Here is a 2,056-nt window from a genome sequence, read left to right as displayed (position 1 = left end):
TCCATTATATCCACTTCCTACCAATTATTATTTCTATATAATATTAAAACCATATTTCGTTCACAATATATTACAATTGCGTAATAGTAGATATTTTTATTGTGCATTTATTTGGAATATAATTCCATAAGAAATAGAGATAATATACCCTTGTTGAAAAATTAATAATTATCAACTTTCAAATAAAACAGAGCCTAAAATTTTAATGTTTTATTTATATAGTAAACTAATAATTAAACGCCAAAAATAAGTATCAATATTACACATATTTTTTCGTTTACCTAAATTTACATAGATGCTATAATCTAACCACTGAAGGGAGAGGGTATTTTGGGCAATGTTATCAATTTAGAAATTGAAAAAGATAGGCGTGCTTATTTGGACTTTATGGATTATTGGAATTCTATGGACAAATCTGAATATAAATTATCATATTTAGATACATTTTTTTTAAATATGGCTCTTTTAGAGGAAACAGAAAGGGTTATAATTGCCACAGTTGATGGTGAAATGACTCAAGATGATTTATGTGATCATTCTGTTAATACTTCTTCAGCTATGTTTTGCTGTTATTATAGTTTTTTTGAGTCATATTTAACAAAAAAAGATAGTTTAGCATTACTTAGTCAACATGACTTTATGGGAATACTTGATTGTATATATTCCAGGAGCACATATTTAACTTTAATTGAAGCATTATATTCTAGCTTTAAGGATTTTAAATTTACATTTGGAGGTGTCACCTATACTGCTGACTTAGCAATGCTTGAGCATTTAAAATATTGTATTGCTAAAGTAGAAACACTTTATTATAGTACATTAATTAATAAACTTAAGGTTAAATTAACCGATAAGGATTGTATTAATAAACAAAAAATTAGAAATATAATTGAAGAGTCTAAAAAAGTTCTTTTAAGATCCTCTTCTACTGAAAGCGAATATCTTATAAAAACTGAAGCACTAAATATTTTTGAGTCTTTAGAAAATCCATTAGAATTTAGGGAGCTTTGTAGAAATATAGTAGTATTAAAAATTAAAAAAGTTAAAGATATGATTGGTAAGCATAAGCATTTAATTTCTGTATGTCCACCTATGCTTTATGCAGAGGAAATAGAAGACTATTATTATAATGATGTTAAAAAGAAGGAAAATTCCCAGAATAAATAAAGAGCTAAAGACCTTACAATAAAATAATATACTCTAGTTAAAAACTTAATAATTATCAAGATCTAAATAAAAATAGAAGCCTATCAATCTAAAGCAAAGATAAGCTTCTATTTTTATAAGTATTTCTTTCTTTTGAAATATATAATTTCTATAATCATAAGTACTACTGTGAAAACAATAGATATAATAAATCCACCATTACTATTTATTAATGGCATATTTTGAAAATTCATTCCAAATATACCTGACATTATAGTTAGAGGTAATGATATTACAGTAATAATAGTAAGTAATTGCATTGTCTTGTTCATTTTATTTGATAGTTCTGAATTATATACGTCAATACATGAAAAGATAGCCCCTTCTATATGCTCTACTAAGCTTAATGTATTATCTAATACTATTAAAACTTTATCATATAAATCTATCCCTCTAAACTCATCATCTAGGTAAGTTATCATCGACTTATAGTATGTTGTAAGTTTTTTTATTTCAGATACAGATTTTTTAACTTCTAGTATTTCTTTATTATCAACTTCTCCAACATTAATTGCCCTTTGAAAAAGTTCATCTACTCTTTCTTCTATTTTTAATAATTCTTCATCATAGCAATATGAAAAATATTGAAAGACAAAAAGACATACCATATGTTTATTTACTGTATCTCGAAATGATATTTTTTCTCTTATAAATTCTATTAATCCATCATTATAATAATTTACTATAAACTTATCTTTATCTATAAGAGAATTAATAATAACCTCTTCTCCATATGATAAAATTGGTATTTTTAGAATTATCATATCCTTATTTTTTATTTTTATATCCCTATGAATATTATATACTTTATTTTCTTTATCTTTATTACTATTATTATCTTCACATATAC

At 24.2% G+C, this 2,056-nt stretch carries 2 protein-coding genes; one reads left to right on the top strand and one right to left on the bottom strand.

Features of this window, described 5'->3' with window-relative positions:
* Positions 1-330 precede the first annotated feature (330 nt).
* Positions 331-1,167 carry a hypothetical protein gene (locus QK892_RS18320; RefSeq protein WP_317274985.1) on the top strand — a complete coding sequence of 279 codons (837 nt, stop codon included), beginning with the start codon at positions 331-333 and terminating at the stop codon, positions 1,165-1,167.
* A 113-nt stretch (positions 1,168-1,280) separates the two neighbouring features.
* On the opposite strand, the gene QK892_RS18315 is transcribed toward QK892_RS18320, so the two are convergent.
* On the bottom strand, positions 1,281-2,056 hold a 776-nt coding region (locus QK892_RS18315), incomplete at its 5' end, for a CorA family divalent cation transporter (RefSeq protein WP_317274984.1).

Source organism: Clostridium lamae, from assembly GCF_033043255.1.
Classification (GTDB): domain Bacteria; phylum Bacillota; class Clostridia; order Clostridiales; family Clostridiaceae; genus Clostridium; species Clostridium lamae.
The sequence above is the reverse complement of the archived record's forward strand: the minus strand, read 5'-3'. Positions and strand labels throughout refer to the sequence as shown.